A 17511-nucleotide genomic window follows, 5' to 3' on the forward strand; every position below is an offset into this window, starting at 1 on the left:
TCTGAAATGCGTGGTTTGCCACCATATGTGAGTCTGGTCGCATCTGGCCCCCAGATCCCCCTCAGGAGGAAGATCACAATGGCCAAGAAACAGCACCGCAAGACCGGCGTCGACCGCAACCGCTCCTCGTCCGCCGAGCAGAACCAGGAGCAGTCGAGGACCTCCGCACAGCAGGCCGAGGCACGGATGAAGGACGCCATGCAGTCGCAGCCGCAGTCGCAGGCGCAGGGCAGCCCCGCCGACGTCGCCCGCAAGCACCAGCGCCGCTTCGGCCACAACTGACGTACCCGCAGGCACATATGAAGGGGCGCACCCGGAGGTCCGGGTGCGCCCCCTTCGTGCTGCGGTCCGCCTCAGGCCGTGCGCTAGCCGGCCAGGCAGGACGGGCCGAGCAGCACCTTCAGGTCGCCGAAGAGGGCGGGGTCGGGCTGCACCCGGTGCCGGTCGAGCCGCAGCACCGTCGTCTTCTGCGCCCCCTGGAGCTTGATCCGCACCTCGCTGTTGCCCCGGTGGTGGCTGAGGATCTCGCCGAGGCGGCTGACCATCGGCGGGGTGACCTTCACCGTCGGGATGGTGATCAGGACCGGTGCGTTGGTGCCCGCGTTCGACAGGTCGGGGACCTGGAGCTCCATCGCGACCAGACGCGGCACGTCCTCGCGCTTGTCGAGGCGTCCCTTGACGAACACCACGGCGTCCTCGACGAGTTGGGTCGACACCAGCTGGTAGGTCGCCGGGAAGAACATGCACTCGATGGAGCCCGCGAGGTCCTCCACGGTGGCGATCGCCCACGCGTTGCCCTGCTTGGTCATCTTGCGCTGGAGGCCGGAGATGATGCCGCCGATGGTGACGATCGAACCGTCCGAGTAGTCACCGCCGGTGAGCTGCCCGATGCCCGCGTCGGCCTTGTCGGACAGCACGTGCTCCAGACCGAAGAGCGGGTGGTCGGAGACGTACAGACCGAGCATCTCCCGCTCCTGGGCGAGCAGATACGTCTTGTCCCACTCGTCCTCGGAGAACTCCACGTCGAGCCCGAAGCCCGGCTCGTCGCCGCCCTCGTCACCCCCTCCGAAGAGGTCGAACTGGCCTTCCGCTTCCTTGCGCTTGACCGCGACCACGTTGTCGATCATGGGCTCGTACTGCGCGGTGAGGCCCTTGCGGGTGTGGCCCATCGTGTCGAAGGCGCCGGCCTTGATCAGCGACTCCGTGGTGCGCTTGTTGCAGGCGGTGGCCTCGACCTTGTCCAGGTAGTCGGGGAAGGAGGTGTACTTCCCCTTCGCCTTGCGCGAGCGGATGATCGACTCGACCACGTTCGTACCGACGTTACGGACCGCCTCCAGGCCGAAGAGGATCACGTCGTCGCCCTGGGCGGCGAAGTTGTGCACCGACTCGTTCACGTTCGGCGGGAGCACCTTGATGCCCATGCGGCGGCACTCGTTGAGGTAGACGGCCGACTTGTCCTTGTCGTCCTTCACCGAGGTGAGCAGCGCGGCCATGTACTCGGCCGGGTAGTTCGCCTTCAGGTAGGCGGTCCAGTAGGTGACGAGTCCGTACGCCGAGGAGTGCGCCTTGTTGAACGCATATCCGGCGAAGGGGACCAGGACATCCCACAGGGCCTGGATCGCCTGGTCGCTGAAGCCGTTCTTCCGGGCGCCGCCCTGGAAGATCGCGAAGTTCTTCTCCAGCTCCTCGGGCTTCTTCTTGCCCATCACGCGGCGCAGGATGTCGGCCTCGCCGAGCGAGTAGCCGGCGACGATCTGGGCGGCCTTCTGTACCTGCTCCTGGTACACGATCAGGCCGTAGGTGAGGCCCAGCGTCTCCTTCAGGGGCTCTTCGAGCTCCGGGTGGATCGGTGTGATCTCCTGGCGGCCGTTCTTGCGCTCCGCGTAGTTCGTGTGCGAGTTCATGCCCATCGGGCCCGGCCGGTACAGGGCCGATACGGCGGAAATGTCCTCGAAGTTGTCGGGCTGCATCTGGCGCAGGAGCGAACGCATCGGGCCGCCGTCGAACTGGAAGACGCCGAGCGTGTCGCCGCGGCAGAGCAGTTCGAAGGTCTTCGGGTCGTCGAGCGGGAGAGAGAGCATCTCCAGATCGATGTCCTTGTTGGACCGCACCATCTTCACGGCGTCGTCCATGATCGTCAGGTTCCTGAGGCCCAGGAAGTCCATCTTGATCAGGCCGAGCGACTCGCACTGGGGGTAGTCCCACTGCGTGATGGTCACGCCGTCGGTGTGCCGCACCCAGATCGGCGCGTGGTCCACGATCGGCTCGCTGGACATGATCACGCCGGCCGCGTGCACACCCATCTGCCGGACCAGGCCCTCGACGCCCTTGGCGGTGTCGATGACCTTCTTCACGTCCGGCTCGTTCTCGTACATCCCCCGGATCTCGCCCGCCTCGCTGTAGCGCGGGTGCTTGGGGTCGGTGATGCCGGAGAGGTCGATGCCCTTCCCGAGGACGTCGGCGGGCATGGCCTTGGTGAGGCGGTCGCCCATCGCGTACGGATATCCGAGCACGCGCGCGGAGTCCTTGATGGCGTTCTTCGCCTTGATCTTTCCGTACGTGCCGATCATGGCGACCTTGTCGGCGCCGTACTTCTCCGTCACGTACCTGATCACCTCGACGCGCCTGCGCTCGTCGAAGTCGATGTCGACATCGGGCATGGAGACGCGCTCGGGGTTGAGGAACCGCTCGAAGATCAGTCCGTGTTCGATCGGGTCGAGGTCGGTGATGCCCATGGCGTACGCGACGATCGAACCGGCCGCGGAGCCTCGGCCCGGACCCACCGCGATGCCGTTGTTCTTGGCCCACATGATGAAGTCGGCGACCACGAGGAAGTAGCCCGGGAACCCCATCTGGATGATGACGTCCATCTCGTACTCCGCCTGCTTCTGGCGGTCCTCCGGCACACCACCCGGGAAGCGGCGGAGCATGCCGCGGCGCACTTCCTCCTTGAACCAGGTGGTGTTGGTGTAGCCCTCTTCCGGGATGTCGAACTTCGGCATCAGGTCGCGCTTCTCGAACATCCCCGTGGTGTCGATCTGCTCGGCGACCAGGAGCGTGTTGCGGCAGCCCTCCTGCCACGCGTCCGAGGAGTCGATGGCGTACATCTCGTCCGTGGACTTCAGGTAGTAGCCGGTGCCGTCGAAGCGGAAGCGGTCGGGATCCGAGAGGTTCTTGCCGGTCTGGATGCAGAGCAGGGCGTCGTGCGCGACGGACTCATGGGCGTACGTGTAGTGCGAGTCGTTGGTCACCAGCGGCGGGATGCCGAGCTTCTTGCCGATCTCCAGGAGACCGTCGCGGACCCGGCGCTCGATCTCGATGCCGTGGTCCATCAGCTCCAGGAAGTACCGGTCCTTCCCGAAGATGTCCTGATACTCCGACGCCGCCTTGAGCGCCTCGTCGAACTGGCCGAGGCGCAGCCGGGTCTGGAGCTCTCCGGAGGGGCAGCCGGTGGAGGCGATCAGGCCCTCCGACCACTGGGAGATGGTCTCCTTGTCCATACGCGGCCACTTCTGGAGCCAGCCTTCGGCGTACGCGTCCGAGGAGAGCCGGAAGAGATTGTGCAGGCCCGTCTTGTTCGCCGCCCAGATCGTCTTGTGGGTGTAACCACCCGAGCCGGACACGTCGTCGCGCTTCTGGTGCGGCTGGCCCCACTTGATCTTCCGCTTGTTGCGGCGGGACTCCGGCGCCACATACGCCTCGATGCCGATGATCGGCGTGACGCCCGCCTTCTGCGCGGAGTGGAAGAAGTCGTACGCACCGTGCAGGTTGCCGTGGTCGGACATGGCGACATGGGTCATGCCCATCTCGTTGCACGCGTTGAACATGTCCTTGAGCCGCGCGGCGCCGTCCAGCAGCGAGTACTGCGTGTGGACGTGCAGGTGCGTGAAGGGCGGCTTGGTCACGGCGGAAGGCCTCCGGAGAACGCTGAGTGACAGGCTGCGGGCAGTCTGGGGGGACAGCGTGGAAGTCTAATCCTGAGCACTGACAAGCGGCGGGCACTCGGGGGTACCGTCGTGCGTTGGACAGGACGGAACACCTGTCCCAAATGTCATGCAGCACGTGGCACCACCTGTTACCTGGAGGCACCCCGCGATGTCGGACCCGCAGCCCACCGCCGATCAGCGCGGCGAGCAGATCCTCTCCGTCTTCGACACCGCGTTCGGCGAGCTGCTCGCCGCGGACCCCGCCGCGTTCCGGGTCAAGTTCCGCAAGATGGCCGCCTCCGCCTTCGCCTTCTACCGCGGGACGGCCTGCCTCTTCTACGCCGACCTGGAGCGCGAGCAGCACGGCGGCCCGTTCCTGGACGACCGCACGGGCCGGGTGTGGATCCACGGCGACCTGCACGCGGAGAACTTCGGCACGTACATGGACGCCCAAGGGCGCCTGATCTTCAACGTGAACGACTTCGACGAGGCGTACGTGGGCCCCTTCACCTGGGACCTCAAGCGCTTCGCCGCCTCCGTGGCCCTGATCGGCTACACGAAGGCGCTGTCCGACGAGCAGATCACGGACCTGGTGCGGATCTACGCCGCGGCGTACCGCGAGCGGATCCATGACCTCGCGACGGGCGCCAAGAGCGACGAGGTGCCGCCCTTCACGCTGGACACCGCGCAGGGCCCGCTCCTGGACGCGCTGCGCGACGCCCGCTCGCTGACCCGCTTCGGCCTCCTGGAGTCGATGACGGAGATCCGCGACTTCGAGCGCCGCTTCGCCTCCGGCGGCGGCTCCATCGAGCTGGACGCGGCGACCCGGTACAAGGTCCTCGCCGCCTTCGACGGCTACCTGGAGACGCTGCCCGAGTCCTCGCTCGCCCGCCCCGACTCCTACCGCGTGAAGGACGTCGTCGGCCGCCGCGGCATCGGCATCGGCTCGGCCGGTCTGCCGTCGTACAACATCCTTCTGGAGGGCAACAGCGACGCGTTGGAGAACGACGTCGTGATCTACCTCAAGCAGGCCCAGACCCCGGCCGTCTCGCGGCACATCACGGACGCCGCGATCAGGGACTACTTCCGGCACGAGGGCCACCGCACGGTCATCTCGCAGCGCGCGCTGCAGGCGCACGCCGACCCGTGGCTGGGCTGGACGGAGCTGGACGGCGCCGGGCAGCTGGTCGCCGAGGTCTCTCCGTACGCCGTCGACCTGGACTGGTCGGACATCGACGACCTGGACGAGATCGCCGCCGTCGTCGCCGACCTGGGCCGCGCCACGGCCACGATGCACGCGGCGGCGGACGACGAGAGCGGCCACTCGGACCTGGTGCCGTTCTCCACGGAGCGGGCGATCGACGCCGCCATCGCGGCCGACGAGGACGGCTTCGGGGACCTGCTGGTGGACTTCGCGCACGAGTACGGCGCCCGCGCGCGCCGGGACCACCAGATCTTCGTCGACCTGTTCCGCAACGGCCGGATCCCGGGCCTGTAGCCGCGAGGCGGCAGCCGTGTGACCCGCCTCTGTGACTCATAGGCACCCTTTAGGGCTGTCTTACAGGAACACGTGGCACACTCGCTTGCGCGATGGACATATCCGGGACCCAGCTCAGGACGGTGCGCGCGGCGCTGTTCACGACACTCGTCGTGACGCTCTCCGCCGCGTCGCACGTGCTGCTCTCGCGCGCCCCGCTGCCGCTGACCACGGTCGCCGCCATCGCCGCCGCCGTCTTCGTCGTCGCGTACGCGCTCGCGGGGCGGGAGCGGGGCTACGGACGGATCGCCGCCCTGCTGATCCCGCTGGAACTGGCCGCGGACACGGTCTTCACCACCGGACAGCACGTCTGTTACGGCCAGACGGGCGGCCCGGTCGCGGGCCCGCTGCGCTCGGTCGGCTTCGACGTGCTGTGCGGCGGCGGCAGCGTCGGCACCCCGCTGGCCCAGGTGACGGGCGACGGCCACCGCGCCGCCGTGCTGCTCGCCGACGCCGATCCGGGTGCCGCCTGGCTGCTGCTCGGCGCGCACATCGGGGTCGGCCTGCTGGCCGCCGCCTGGCTGCGACGCGGCGAGCGCGCCCTGGCGCAGCTGCTGCGCGCGGTGGCCGCGGCCACCTTCCGGCCGCTCCTGATCGCGTTCGCCGCGGTGGGCATCCGGCCGCGGCCGGTGCGCCGGCTGCCGCGCGCCGACCGCCGGGTGCGGGGCGCGTACGGCCGGCTGCTCGTGCATTTCGTGGGACGGCGTGGACCGCCGTGCTCGGCCGCCTTCGCCTGAGCACGTCCCCACCCACGCACCCCCCTACGGAGAACACGATCATGAGCAAGCGCAACAGCCAGGCGGCCAAGTCGGCGGCCCGCGAGCGGATCCGCGCCCAGCAGGAAGCCGAGCGCAAGCGGGAGAAGCGGAAGCGGTCGATCATCGTCGGCGTCTCCGTCGTCGCGGTCCTGGCGATCGCCGGCGGCGTCGGCTACGGCGTCATGCAGGCCAACAAGCCCGGCTACTGGGACGCCGCCAAGGACGACAAGCTGGTCAAGCCCGCCAACTCCGAGGGCACGGACGGCACGACGGTCGTCATCGGCAAGGACAGCGCCAAGAAGACCCTCAAGGTCTACGAGGACCCGCGCTGCCCGGTCTGCGCCAGCTTCGAGCAGACGGTCGGCCCGACGGTCGAGAAGGACCTCGAGGACGGCAAGTACAAGGTCCAGTTCATCGGTGCCACGTTCCTGGACCGCAACCTCACGGGTGAGGGCTCCAAGAACGCGCTCAGCGCGCTCGGAGCCGCCCTGAACGTGAGCGACCAGGCGTTCCTCGACTACAAGAAGGCGCTGTTCTCCAAGGAGAACCACCCCGAGGAGACCACCGACAAGTTCAAGGACGACTCGTATCTGACCAAGATCGCGAACGAGGTCCCCGAGCTCAAGAAGAGCAAGACCTTCGCGAAGGACGTCAAGAGCGGGAAGTTCGACCGCTGGGCCATCGAGATGTCCAAGAAGTTCGACGACAACAAGGACGGCGTCGAGGGCACGCCTTCCTTCGTCATGGACGGCAAGAAGATCACCGGCCCCGACAAGGAGAACGCGCCCTCGACGGTCGAGGACTACAAAAAGGCGATCGACGCGGCGCTCAAGGGCTGACCCCGCGGCAGATCAAAAGGTTGAACCGGCACTAAAGCCGCACTCCGAAGCGACGGGTTCCAGAAGAGCGGGCGAACTTTCCCAGGTCGCCCGCTCTTTGCGATTACCGATCAGTAAGGTGATCGCCCGTGACCAGTCGAACAAGCGCCCGCATGGCGCCCAACTCCCCTGCCCCGCGCCGCCGCTCGGTCGTCAAGGCCGCTGCCGCCTCCGCGGTCATCGCGGCCCCGCTCGCCGCCGCCCCCTCCGCGCACGCGGCCGAAGGGCCCGCGTTCCACCACGGAGTGGCCTCCGGCGACCCGCTGCCCGACGGCGTGCTGCTGTGGACGCGGGTGACGCCGGTGCCGGATGCCGTCCCGGGGTCCGGCAAGGGGCCGGACACCGAGGTGCGCTGGGAGATAGCCGAGGACAAGGCCTTCACCCGCACCGTCGGCCGCGGCAGCACCACCGCGCGGGCCGCCTCTGACCACACGGTCAAGGCGGACGTAAGGGGCCTGCGCCAGGCGACCACCTATTACTTCCGCTTCTCCGTGGGCGACACCCACTCCCCTGTGGGCCGCACCCGCACCACCCCGGCGCACGACGCGGCCGCCCCCGGCGTCCGGTTCGGCGTGGTGTCCTGCGCCAACTGGGAGGCCGGCTACTTCTCCGCGTACCGCCATCTCGCGGCCCGCACCGAACTCGACGCGGTCCTGCACCTCGGCGACTACCTCTACGAGTACCCGACCGGCGAGTACCCCGCCGCGCAGGACGTCGTACGGCAGCACGAGCCGAAGCACGAGATCACCACCCTCGCCGACTACCGCACCCGGCACGGCGCCCACAAGACCGACCCCGACGCGCGGGCCATGCACGCCACGCACCCCGTGATCGCGATCTGGGACGACCACGAGTTCGCCAACGACGCCTGGTCGGGCGGCGCCGAGAACCACTCCCCCGAGACCGAGGGCGACTGGGCGCGGCGCGTGGCGGTGGCCAAGCAGGCGTACTTCGAGTGGATGCCCGTACGTCCTTCTACTGAAGGCACCGTCTACCGCAGGCTGCGCTTCGGCAAGCTGGCCGATCTGCACCTGCTCGACCTGCGCTCCTTCCGCTCCCAGCAGACCGGCGTCGGCAGCGGTGACGTCGACGACCCGGACCGTACGATCACGGGCCGCGCGCAGCTCGACTGGCTGAAGGCGGGCCTCGCCTCGTCCGACGCCTCCTGGAAGCTGGTCGGCACCTCGGTGATGATCTCGCCGGTCGCCTTCGGCTCCGTACCGGCCCATCTGCTCGGCCCCCTCGCGGAGTTGCTCGGCCTGCCCAAGGAGGGCCTGGCGGTCAACGTCGACCAGTGGGACGGCTACACGGACGACCGCAAGGAGCTCATCTCGCACCTGGTCGACAAGGCCGTGCGGAACACCGTCTTCCTCACCGGCGACATCCACATGGCGTGGGCGAACGACGTGCCGGTGAAGGCGGCGACGTACCCCAGAACCCCGTCCGCCGCCACGGAGTTCGTGGTCACGTCCGTGACCTCCGACAACGTGGACGACATGCTGAACGTCGCCCCGCACACGCTCTCGCTGGTCGCCGTGGGCGCGATCAGGGCGGCCAACCGCCATGTGAAGTGGCTGGACATGGACTCGCACGGGTACGGCGTCCTGGACGTGACCGCCGAGCGCTCGCAGATGGACTACTACGTCCTGTCCGACCGCACGGACCCCGAGGCTACGTCGTCGTGGGCCCGCTCGTACCGCACGCTCAGCGGCACCCAGAAGGTGGAGCGGGTGGACGCCCCGGTGCGCTGACCGGGCTCCCGCCGACCCGGTCTCCCGCTGTCCCCGGCGCCCTTTACTCTTGCGTCATGAGTGGCCAGGGGGACGTGATCGACGGGCGGTTCGAGCTGGTGGAGCGGCTCGGCAGCGGAGGCATGGGCACGGTGTGGCGGGCGCGCGACACCGTGCTCCACCGCGAGGTGGCCGTCAAGGAGGTGCGGCCCACGGGGGCCGATCTGACCGTCGAGCAGTCGCGGGTGCTGCGGGAGCGGGTGCTGCGCGAGGCCCGCGCGCTCGCCCGGCTTAACCATCCGCATGTGGTGACGATCCACCAGATCATCGACACGGCCGGGGATCCGCACCCCTGGCTGGTGATGGAGCTCCTGCCGGGGCGCACCCTCCAGGACCTCCTGGAGGAGGGCCCGCTTCCGCCCCGCGAGGCGGCCCGGATCGGCCGCGAGCTGCTCTCGGCGCTGCGGACGGCCCACGATGCGGGCATCCTGCACCGCGACATCAAGCCGGCCAACGTACTGCTGCGGGGCACCCAAGGCGCCCCCTCCGCAGTGCTCACCGACTTCGGCATCGCCTCACTGCGGGGCGCCACGCGGCTCACGGTCACGGGCGACCTGATCGGCTCTCCGGAGTACATCGCGCCCGAGCGCGTCCGCGGCACCGAAGAGGGCCCGGCCGCCGACCTCTGGTCGCTCGGCCTGCTCCTGTACGTGGCGGTGGAGGGCGTCAGTCCGATGCGTCGCGGCACGGCGCTGGCCACGCTCGCCGCCGTCCTCGACGACCCGGTGCCGCCACCGGTGCGCTCCGGTCCGCTCGCCCCGGTCCTGGGCACCCTGCTGGCGCGGGACCCGGCACTGCGGCCGGACGCGGAACGGCTCGACGCGATGCTCGCCGCGGTCGCGGAGGGCAGCGCGTGGCAGCCGACGGAGGTCTCGCCGCGGCCCGCGGCGGTCGCGGTACCGCCGCCGCCCGCCCGGCGCTCCAGACGCAGGCCCGTGATGTTCGGGGCCGTCGCGGTGGCGCTCGCCCTGGTGGCAGGTGCCGCGCTCGTGCTCACACTGCGGAGCGGTTCGGGGAAGACGGGCGACGAGGCCGGGGACGGCGGCAAGGACACCGCGCCGACCGCGCCGAGCACTCCCCCGGCGTCCACCGCCCCGCCCGCCTCCGGCAGTTGGATCGCGCAGCTCTTCTCCGAACCGGACAGCTCCGGCACGGCCACCCGCGACCGCAGACTGGCGGCCGTGCGCAAGGACGTACCGGAGGCGGTGTATCTGCACAGCGACGACTACGCCTCGCTGCGCCCGGGCTTCTGGGTGATCTACGCCCCCGGTCCGTTCACCGACGGCCGGGCCGCCCTGCGGTTCTGCGCGGAACGCGGCATGACCGCGGGCGACCAGTGCGTAGGACGGTTCATCAGCTCACGCGGCGACGACTACGGCCTGCAGTGCCGGCCGCCCGCGAACAGCCCGGCGGGCCGCTGCACGCGCGCGTGAACCGCGTTCCCGCGAGAACTCAGAGCGTCTCCAGGAAGCCCAGCGCCGTCCGCCAGGTCGACTCCGCCGCCTCGGCGTCGTAGTCGTCCAGGTCGGGGTCGGTGTAGATGTGCCCGGCGCCCGCGTAGCGGTAGATCTCCACGTCGGCCCCGGCCCGCCCCATCTGCAGGTACCAGGCGCTCAGCCAGTCGTCCGTCTCGAACGGATCGGGCTCGGCGACATGCAGCTGCACCGGCAGCTCGTCCACTGTGGCGTTCTCCGCAATGTCCGACGTGCCGTGCAGGAGCAGCAGCCCGCGGGCCTTCTCGTCGCCCAGCGCGAGCGTCTGCGCGGTGGCGGCGCCGAACGAGAACCCGGCATAGACGAGACCCCGCTCGGAGTAGGGCGCCGCCGCGAGAACGGCCCGCTTCAGGAGCTCGTCCTTGCCGAGCTCGTCCTGGTGGGCCATGCCTTCCTCGACGGTGTCGAAGGTGCGCCCGTCGAAGAGATCGGGGGTCCACACCTCGTGCCCCGCGGCGCGCAGCCGGTCGGCCGCCGCGTGCACCGCGGGCCGCAGCCCGTACGTCGAATGGAAAAGCATGATGTTCATGAGGCCATGGTGCCACCTACCCTCTGAGGCATGGAGAACGTACTGCGTCCGTTGATCGTGGTCGGCGGCTCGGTCGTGCTCACGCTGGCCGTCGGCTGGCTGGCCGATGTGCTGCTGCGACGGGCCGACGCCAAGCACCCCGACGCTCCGGTCTGGGGCCTGCTGCGGCGCTGCCGGCTGCCGCTCCAACTCGTCCTGTGCGTCGCACTGCTGCGCGGCTCGTACGACCAGGCGCAGATCGCCGAGGACCATTCGGCGGGCATCGGCAGGGGGCTCACCCTGGTGCTCATCGGGTCCATGGCCTGGCTCCTCGTGCGCATCGCGGCGGCCGTCGTCGAGTCGTCGTACGCGCGTTACGCCGCCGCCCACCGCGACCCGGCCCGGGTGCGCCGGGTGCGGACGCAGGTCACGCTCATCCAGCGGGTGGTCACCGCGATCGTCTGTGTCGTGGCCATCGGGGCGATGCTGCTCACGTTCCCCGCGATGCAGGCGGCCGGGACGTCGCTGCTCGCTTCGGCGGGCGTGCTCGGCATCGTCGCGGGCGTCGCCGCGCAGTCCACGCTCGGCAATCTCTTCGCGGGGCTGCAGATCGCCTTCGGCGACATGGTGCGGCTCGGGGACACCGTGGTGGTGGACGGCGAGTGGGGCACGGTCGACGAGATCACGCTGACCTTCCTGACCGTGCGGACCTGGGACGAGCGCCGGATCACGATGCCGGTGTCGTACTTCGTGTCGAAGCCCTTCGAGAACTGGTCGCGCGGCGGCGCCCAGATGACCGGCACGGTCTTCTTCCAGCTCGATCACTCCGCGCCCGTTCCGCTGATGCGCGAGAAGCTGCGGGACGTCCTGCGGGAGTGCGGCGCCTGGGACGGCAGGGACTGGGGCCTCGCGGTCACGGACACGACGCCGAACACGATCCAGGTGCGGGCCCTGGTCACCGCCAAGGACGCGGACGACATCTGGACGGTGCGGGTCACGGTCCGCGAGCAGCTGATCAGCTGGCTGGCCGAGCACCATCCCTACGCGCTGCCGCGGGTCAACACGGCCTGGGCGGAACTGCCGCCGAACGGCGAGCGTCCGCGCACGGCCCCGCCGGTCGTGCCGCGCACGGGCCGGGGCTGACGGGCCGCTGCGGTTCAGGGCCGCAGGCTGCGTACGTCGAGGTGGTGCAGGACGCGGTCGACGATCTCGGGGTCGGCGCCGGGCTCGCTGCGCGCCGCGAGGACCTCGTGCCGGGCGGCCGACATCATCTCGCGCTGGATGCGCTGCACGGCCTTGAGCCGGTCGACGCGCTTGGCGTACCGCTCGCGCCGCTCCTCGTCGACGATGTCGGGGCTGATCCTGGCGCCGATGTCGAACGCCCCGCGCTGCAGCCGCTCCTGTACGTCCTCCGGCAGCTCCTCGACCTCCTCGATCTCCTTGAGCCGGCGCTTGGCCGCCTTGGCCGCGCGGAAGGCGAGCTCCCGCTCGACGGCCCGCTCGGCGTCGGTGTCCGCCCGTACGCCGAGCTTCTTGACGAGCCAGGGCAGGGTGAGCCCCTGGAGCACGAGGGTCGCCATGATGACGCAGAACGCGATGAAGATGATCTCGTCGCGGGCCGGGAAGGGGTCCCCGGCGTCCGTCTTCAGCGGGATGGCGAGCGCCAGCGCGACGGAGGCCACACCGCGCATCCCGGACCACCACATGACGACGGTCTCGCGCCAGGTCGTCGGGATGTCCTCGTCGTAGTCCCGGCGTTTGTGCAGTTTCTTGGCGAGCCACGTCGCGGGCAGCAGCCACAGCAGTCGTACGCCGACGACCACCGCGACGACCGCGGCGCCCCAGCCGAGCATCCGCAGCTCGCGGCCGTCCGCCGTACCGAAGACGTTGTGCAGTTCGAGCCCGATGAGCCCGAAGGCGACACCGGTGACCAGGGTGTCGACGATCTGCCAGAACGTCTGCCCGGTGATCCGTCCTTGTACGTCGTCGGCGTCGGCCGCGTTCTCCGCGAGGTACAGCGCGGTGGTCAGCACGGCGAGCACTCCTGAGCCCAGCAGCTCCTCGGCGAGGACATAGCTGACGAAGGGCACGAGCAGCGTGAGGCCGGTCTGCAGGGTGGCCTCGCCGAGGAGGCCCATCAGCTTGTTGGTGAGCCAGCCGAGCGCGAGCCCCACCGCGACGGCGACCACCGCCGAGAGCACCAACTGCCCCACCGCGGAGGGCCAGGAGAACGTTCCGCTGACGGCCGCCGCGATCGCCACGTGGTACAGCACGATCGCCGTGACGTCGTTGAAGAGGCCCTCGCCCTCCAGGATCGACACGAGCCGCCTGGGCAGCCCCAGCGAACCGGCGACGGCGGTCGCGGCGACCGGGTCGGGCGGCGCGACGAGCGCCCCGAGCGCCACGGCGGCGGCGATCGGCAGTCCGGGCACGATCGCGTTCGCCATCGCCGCCACCGCCGCCGTCGTCACGAAGACGAGCGCCACGGCGAGCAGGAAGATGGGGCGTCTGTTGGCCGTGAACTGCCGCCAGGAGGTGCGCTGGACGGACGCGTACAGGAGCGGCGGCAGGACCAGCGGCAGGATGTAGTCCGGTGGGATCTCGACGTTCGGGACCCAGCTGACGAAGGCGAGCACGATGCCGGCGATGGTCATCAGGACGGGCGCGGGCAGCCCGAGCCGTTCCCCGAGCGGAACCGTCACCACGGCACCGAGCAACAGGACGAGCAGCAGCGCCAGTTGGTCCACGAGGTGTCCTCCGACGGGTCCGGGTCGCCGATCGGGCGATCAAGACCTCAACCCTGCCACGCAACCCGCCCGAACCGGACCAATGCGCCGCAAAAGCCGCCCCGGCTCGCTACGCCGGCGCGTTCCCCAGCGCCTTGCGCATCGCCCGATGCGGAATCCCCGCGTCGGGGAACTCCGGGCCGTAGACCTCGTACCCGAGTCGTTCGTAGAACCCCAGCGCATGCGTCTGCGCGTGCAGGTCGACGGCCGCGAGGCCACGGGCGCGTGCCGCGTCCTCGATCGCCCCCACCAGGGCCGCACCGACACCGAGACCACGCGCGGCCCTGGTCACGGCGAGCCGGCCAAGCGCGCCCACCCCGGCGTCCCCGCCGTTCTTCGCGGCGGCCGCGTCGCCGGTCAGGAGCCGGCCCGTGCCCAGCGGCAGCCCGTCGTCGCCGACCGCGAGGACGTGCACCGCCGCTGCGTCGTACTCGTCGTACTCGAGGTTCTCCGGGACCCGCTGCTCGACGACGAAGACTTCCTTGCGGACTGCGAAACAGGCCTCCAGGTCGCCCGGTTCGACGGCCACCCGGCAGACCACGGCGCCCGCCGTGCTCACGAGCTCTCCGCGCGCACGCGGTCGAGCGCCTGCTGGAGGTCGTCCGGGTACTGGCTCTCGAACTCCGCCCACTGCCCGTTCCCCGGGTGCTCGAAGCCGAGGCGCACCGCGTGCAGCCACTGGCGCGTGAGGCCGAGGCGCTTGGCGAGCGTGGGGTCCGCGCCGTACGTCAGGTCGCCCACGCACGGGTGCCGGTGGGCCGACATGTGGACGCGGATCTGGTGCGTGCGGCCCGTCTCCAGCTTGATGTCGAGCAGCGAGGCCGCGCGGAAGGCCTCGATGAGGTCGTAGTGCGTCACGGAGGGCTTGCCCTCGGCGGTGACCGCCCACTTGTAGTCGTGGTTCGGGTGGCGGCCGATGGGGGCGTCGATGGTGCCGCTCATCGGGTCGGGGTGGCCCTGCACCAGCGCGTTGTAGCGCTTGTCGACCGTGCGCTCCTTGAACTGGCGCTTCAGGCTCGTGTACGCCCGCTCCGACTTGGCGACCACCATCAGGCCGGACGTGCCGACGTCCAGGCGGTGCACGATGCCCTGGCGCTCGGCGGCGCCGGAGGTGGAGATCCGGTACCCGGCCGCCGCGAGGCCGCCGATCACGGTCGTCCCGGTCCAGCCGGGGCTCGGGTGCGCGGCCACGCCGACGGGCTTGACGATCACCACGATGTCGTCGTCGTCATGGATGATCTCCATGCCCTCGACGGGCTCCGCGACGATCTGCACCGGGGCGGGCGCCTGCGGCATCTCGACCTCGAGCCAGGCACCGCCGTGCACGCGCTCGGACTTGCCGACCACGCTGCCGTCGACCAGCACCTTGCCTGCCGCCGCCAGCTCCGCGGCCTTGGTACGGGAGAACCCGAACATGCGTGAGATGGCGGCGTCGACGCGCTCGCCCTCCAGGCCGTCCGGTACGGGCAGGGTGCGGATCTCGGGAATCGTGCTCACCCATTGAGTATGCAGGAGCCCACCGACACTCCCGCACCACAGCCTCAGTCCTTGTGGACGGTCCCGTCCGGGTCCAGGCCGCGGAAGGAGAGGATCACGATCAGGAAGCCGCCGCACACGATCGCCGAGTCCGCGAGGTTGAACACCGCGAAGCCCTTCGGCGCGATGAAGTCGACCACCGCCCCCTCGAAGACGCCGGGGGCGCGGAAGATCCGGTCGGTCAGGTTGCCGAGCGCACCGCCGAGCAGCAGGCCGAGCGCGATCGCCCACGGCAGGCTGTAGAGCTTGCGGGCCAGGCGGGCGATCACGACGATGACCGCCGCCGCGATACAGGTGAAGATCACCGTGAAGGCCTCGCCGATCCCGAAGGCGGCGCCCGCGTTCCGGATGGCGTTGAACTGGAGCCAGTCGCCGATGATCTCGATCGGCTCGTGGTGCTCCAGTTTCGCGACGACGATCATCTTGCTGACGAGGTCGAGGGCGTACGCGAGCACGGCCACCGCGAACAGCACGAGGATCTTGCGCTTGCCCTTGGAGGCGGGCTGCTCCTCGTCCTGCGCGGACTGCTCGTTCCGGGCGGCCTTCTCGTCCGGAGCGACGTGCTCGTCCCGATCGGCCCGCTCGTCCTGGGGAGCCTTCTCGTCCCGAGCAGCCTCGTCGCCCTCAGGAATATCCGGCGTACCGATGATGCGCTCCGCCTCTGCCACGTGAGTCCCTCAACCTAGGTACCTGACTGGGGACGAGGGTACGGCACATACGTACGCCCCCAGGTGGCCAGGCCGTGGTCAGGAGCGCCGTTCCTGTTTCTGCTTGCACTCCACGCACAGGGTCGCGCGGGGGAACGCCTGCATCCGCGCCTTGCCGATGGGATTGCCGCAGTTCTCGCAGATTCCGTACGTCCCCGCGTCGAGCCGCTCCAGGGCGCGCTCCGTCTGGAGGAGCATCTCGCGCGCGTTGGCGGCCAGGGCCATCTCGTGTTCCCGCGTGATGTTCTTGGTCCCGGTGTCCGCGTCGTCGTCGCCGGCGCCGTCCCCGGAGTCACGCATCAGGCCCACCAGGGCGTCCTCGGACGACGAGATCTCGCTGCTGAGCCGCAGGGCCTCGCTCTGCAGCTCGGCGCGCGCCTCCTCGACCTCTGCCGGGGTCCAGGGGTCCTCGCCGGGCCGGACCGCGAGCTCGCCCGGCTCGGCGGCGACACGCGCCTTGGGCACCGCGGTCGGCTTCTTCGCTGCCGTCGCCGTGCCCGGAGTCTTCTTCGCGACCACTGTCGTGGCTCCCGTCGTCTCCGCGGCCTGAGCCGCACCCTCGGCCGCGGTCGCGGCCTTCTTCTTGGCCGTGCCCTTCTTGGCGGCGCTCTTCTTGGCAGCCGTCTTCTTCACCGGTGGGGCCGCCGCCGGAGCAGCCGCCGACGCCTTCTCGGAGACCGCCTCCTTGGCCGCGGTCTTCTTGGCGACCGCCTTCTTGGCCGCGGTCTTCTTCGCCGCGGTCTTCTTGGGGGCCGCCTGCGCGCCCTCCTCCTCGGCGGCCGTCTTCTTGGCGGCGGCCTTCTTCGCGGCCGTCTTCCTGGCCGCCGTCGTGGCCCCCTTCACCGGTTGCACCCCGTTCGCTCCCTGCGTGGCCGCGCCCGTGGATCTGCCCGGCGCCGAATGCTGTACGGCGGTCTTCTTCGCCACCATGGCCGCGGCCCCTTCACATATTGTGATCTTGCTCGCGAATCGTGCTGGGACGATAAATCGACTCAAGGCCCGCGGCAACGGGGCACGCCGCCAGATTCGCCCGCCCCGCGGGCGCCGCGCGGCAGGCATGCAAGCGTTGTGCCCAGCTCCCCGCCCGGTAATCCGCCGGGCGCCCCCGGTCAGGATCCGGACACTCCGCATATCGCCATTCGGGTCAGTCACCGCGGCCCCGCCCGCACCGGCCGCACACCGCGACGAGCCCCTCCCCAGACGGCCGTACCGGCCTAAAATGGACGCTAAAACGGGCAGTGAACGAAGAAGGTGCGTCATGCGCAAGACAGCCGACTGCCGCGAATTCCCGAGCGAGACCAACTGCACCCTCGCCATCTCCGGCGAAGAGGAAGAAGTGGTCCGTGCCGCCAGCGAGCACGCCGTTTCCGTCCACGGCCACACGGACAGCCCCGAGCTGCGCAAGATGGTCCGCGACTCCCTCAAGGACGAGGTCCCCCAGCACGCCTGAGCGGCCCGCTCGCCGCCTTCCCGCCGCCCGGCGGCAAAACCGGTCGGCCGGGTGCGCCACGGCCCCGTACACTGGGCACAGCGAGAAGCGTGGATGGGGACGAGTAGCGGCGTACGCGGCCATGAGCGACCCGGGGACGGTG

At 70.0% G+C, this 17511-nt stretch carries 15 protein-coding genes; 8 read left to right on the top strand and 7 right to left on the bottom strand.

Annotated elements, in window-relative coordinates; all coding sequences use genetic code 11:
- The first annotated feature begins 78 nt into the window (after positions 1 to 78).
- Entirely contained in the window at positions 79 to 282 is a 204-nt protein-coding gene (locus tag ACIBKX_RS01755) for a hypothetical protein (protein WP_363272469.1), read from the top strand.
- 83 nt (positions 283 to 365) lie between these two features.
- Here the strand turns inward: ACIBKX_RS01755 and dnaE are convergent, their stop codons facing one another.
- On the bottom strand, positions 366 to 3905 hold the full coding sequence (gene dnaE / locus ACIBKX_RS01760; protein ID WP_363272470.1) for a DNA polymerase III subunit alpha: 3540 nt from the start codon (positions 3903 to 3905) through the stop codon (positions 366 to 368).
- Positions 3906 to 4095: 190 nt separating this feature from the next.
- Between dnaE and ACIBKX_RS01765 the strand changes: the two genes are divergently transcribed.
- From ACIBKX_RS01765 to ACIBKX_RS01785, 5 genes are all read left to right on the top strand, one after another.
- Positions 4096 to 5424 carry a DUF2252 domain-containing protein gene (locus ACIBKX_RS01765; RefSeq protein ID WP_363272471.1) on the top strand — a complete coding sequence of 443 codons (1329 nt, stop codon included), beginning with the start codon at positions 4096 to 4098 and terminating at the stop codon, positions 5422 to 5424.
- A 92-nt stretch (positions 5425 to 5516) separates the two neighbouring features.
- Positions 5517 to 6200, top strand: coding sequence for a hypothetical protein (locus ACIBKX_RS01770; RefSeq protein ID WP_363272472.1), 684 nt, complete (start codon positions 5517 to 5519; stop codon positions 6198 to 6200).
- 41 nt (positions 6201 to 6241) lie between these two features.
- Positions 6242 to 7060, top strand: a complete 819-nt coding sequence (locus tag ACIBKX_RS01775) for a thioredoxin domain-containing protein (protein WP_363272473.1) — start codon at positions 6242 to 6244, stop codon at positions 7058 to 7060.
- A 152-nt stretch (positions 7061 to 7212) separates the two neighbouring features.
- The gene (locus ACIBKX_RS01780; RefSeq protein ID WP_363272555.1) at positions 7213 to 8850 is read left to right on the top strand and encodes an alkaline phosphatase D family protein; all 1638 of its coding nucleotides are present in this window, start codon (positions 7213 to 7215) and stop codon (positions 8848 to 8850) included.
- 56 nt (positions 8851 to 8906) lie between these two features.
- On the top strand, positions 8907 to 10322 hold the full coding sequence (locus ACIBKX_RS01785) for a serine/threonine-protein kinase (RefSeq protein WP_363272474.1): 1416 nt from the start codon (positions 8907 to 8909) through the stop codon (positions 10320 to 10322).
- A gap of 19 nt (positions 10323 to 10341) precedes the next feature.
- Here the strand turns inward: ACIBKX_RS01785 and ACIBKX_RS01790 are convergent, their stop codons facing one another.
- Complete coding sequence (locus ACIBKX_RS01790; RefSeq protein ID WP_363272475.1) at positions 10342 to 10911, bottom strand: dienelactone hydrolase family protein; 570 nt, start codon at positions 10909 to 10911, stop codon at positions 10342 to 10344.
- A 30-nt stretch (positions 10912 to 10941) separates the two neighbouring features.
- Here ACIBKX_RS01790 and ACIBKX_RS01795 point away from each other — a divergent pair, with 30 nt between their 5' ends.
- Positions 10942 to 12033: a mechanosensitive ion channel family protein gene (locus tag ACIBKX_RS01795; protein ID WP_363272476.1), complete on the top strand. Its 1092-nt coding sequence runs from the start codon at positions 10942 to 10944 to the stop codon at positions 12031 to 12033.
- Positions 12034 to 12047: 14 nt separating this feature from the next.
- On the opposite strand, the gene ACIBKX_RS01800 is transcribed toward ACIBKX_RS01795, so the two are convergent.
- From ACIBKX_RS01800 to ACIBKX_RS01820, 5 genes are all read right to left on the bottom strand, one after another.
- Complete coding sequence (locus tag ACIBKX_RS01800; protein WP_363272477.1) at positions 12048 to 13637, bottom strand: Na+/H+ antiporter; 1590 nt, start codon at positions 13635 to 13637, stop codon at positions 12048 to 12050.
- A gap of 109 nt (positions 13638 to 13746) precedes the next feature.
- Positions 13747 to 14235 (bottom strand): GNAT family N-acetyltransferase, encoded by a 489-nt coding sequence (locus ACIBKX_RS01805; RefSeq protein ID WP_363272478.1) that lies wholly within the window; start codon positions 14233 to 14235, stop codon positions 13747 to 13749.
- The gene (locus ACIBKX_RS01810; protein WP_363272479.1) at positions 14232 to 15173 is read right to left on the bottom strand and encodes an RluA family pseudouridine synthase; all 942 of its coding nucleotides are present in this window, start codon (positions 15171 to 15173) and stop codon (positions 14232 to 14234) included. The genes ACIBKX_RS01805 and ACIBKX_RS01810 overlap by 4 nt, the downstream gene beginning before the upstream one ends.
- A 44-nt stretch (positions 15174 to 15217) precedes the next feature.
- Entirely contained in the window at positions 15218 to 15880 is a 663-nt protein-coding gene (lspA, locus tag ACIBKX_RS01815; protein WP_363272480.1) for a signal peptidase II, read from the bottom strand.
- A gap of 78 nt (positions 15881 to 15958) precedes the next feature.
- A complete protein-coding gene (locus ACIBKX_RS01820) occupies positions 15959 to 16849 on the bottom strand; it encodes a TraR/DksA C4-type zinc finger protein (protein WP_363272481.1) in 891 nt (296 codons plus the stop codon).
- A 328-nt stretch (positions 16850 to 17177) separates the two neighbouring features.
- On the opposite strand from ACIBKX_RS01820, the gene ACIBKX_RS01825 reads away from it, so the two are divergent.
- Positions 17178 to 17369, top strand: coding sequence for a DUF1059 domain-containing protein (locus ACIBKX_RS01825; protein WP_363272482.1), 192 nt, complete (start codon positions 17178 to 17180; stop codon positions 17367 to 17369).
- Positions 17370 to 17511 lie beyond the last annotated feature (142 nt).

The sequence above is a fragment of the Streptomyces sp. NPDC050658 genome (assembly GCF_044457025.1).
Classification (GTDB): Bacteria; Actinomycetota; Actinomycetes; order Streptomycetales; family Streptomycetaceae; genus Streptomyces.

Coding starts and splice junctions, on each gene's coding strand:
- ACIBKX_RS01790 (WP_363272475.1), bottom strand. CDS start 10,911: ATGAACATCATGCTTTTCCATTCGACGTACGGGCTGCGGCCCGCGGTG.
- ACIBKX_RS01770 (WP_363272472.1), top strand. CDS start 5,517: ATGGACATATCCGGGACCCAGCTCAGGACGGTGCGCGCGGCGCTGTTC.
- ACIBKX_RS01755 (WP_363272469.1), top strand. CDS start 79: ATGGCCAAGAAACAGCACCGCAAGACCGGCGTCGACCGCAACCGCTCC.
- ACIBKX_RS01780 (WP_363272555.1), top strand. CDS start 7,213: ATGGCGCCCAACTCCCCTGCCCCGCGCCGCCGCTCGGTCGTCAAGGCC.
- ACIBKX_RS01775 (WP_363272473.1), top strand. CDS start 6,242: ATGAGCAAGCGCAACAGCCAGGCGGCCAAGTCGGCGGCCCGCGAGCGG.
- ACIBKX_RS01765 (WP_363272471.1), top strand. CDS start 4,096: ATGTCGGACCCGCAGCCCACCGCCGATCAGCGCGGCGAGCAGATCCTC.
- ACIBKX_RS01825 (WP_363272482.1), top strand. CDS start 17,178: ATGCGCAAGACAGCCGACTGCCGCGAATTCCCGAGCGAGACCAACTGC.
- ACIBKX_RS01820 (WP_363272481.1), bottom strand. CDS start 16,849: ATGGTGGCGAAGAAGACCGCCGTACAGCATTCGGCGCCGGGCAGATCC.
- ACIBKX_RS01795 (WP_363272476.1), top strand. CDS start 10,942: ATGGAGAACGTACTGCGTCCGTTGATCGTGGTCGGCGGCTCGGTCGTG.
- ACIBKX_RS01785 (WP_363272474.1), top strand. CDS start 8,907: ATGAGTGGCCAGGGGGACGTGATCGACGGGCGGTTCGAGCTGGTGGAG.